Below are 546 nucleotides of genomic sequence, written 5' to 3' on the forward strand. Positions count from 1 at the left end.
TCAAAACAGACCTTGGCCACTTCCTCTTCACGCGCCGCGGCTACATCTATGTGAATAGAGTATTTGGCGCATTCGAATTATCCAAGGGTGATGTGGTGCTCGTCGAGGACGGACAGCGCGTCATGAAGGACGACCCGGTCATCCGGAAAGCCGATGGCGCGGAAATCAAGTCGCCCAGCATTTCCTATGCAAAAGTGCTCGAAGGCAAACTTCTTCTTATTGCGCAGGAACAGAAAGTCGAAATACGCAACGGTTCAGAGGTCGTTGTTACGAAAGGCCAGATTCTCCTTGCAAACGAAACGATCGCAACCTTCGACCCGTTCAACGACCCGATCATCTCCGAACACGACGGTATCGCGCGATATGAAGACATTGTGCCAGGCTCGACCCTCAAGGAAGAAATCAACGCCGAGACCGGCAATGTCGAAAAAATCATCACCGATGTCGGCAGTGAACGCGACACCAAAGAGCCCAGAATCCTCATCACCGACGAGGCGGGCAACGACATCGAAACCTACTATTGCCGGAAGGCGCGTATGTCAATGT

1 protein-coding gene is annotated in these 546 nt (G+C 52.6%); it reads left to right on the plus strand.

Going from position 1 to position 546, the window contains the following annotated elements; translation table 11 throughout:
• A partial coding sequence (locus tag JCM15764_RS20750; RefSeq protein ID WP_243689565.1) for a hypothetical protein occupies positions 1 to 546 on the plus strand: 546 nt, incomplete at both ends.

This window comes from Geotalea toluenoxydans JCM 15764 (genome assembly GCF_001311985.1).
Classification (GTDB): Bacteria; Desulfobacterota; Desulfuromonadia; order Geobacterales; family Geobacteraceae; genus Geotalea; species Geotalea toluenoxydans.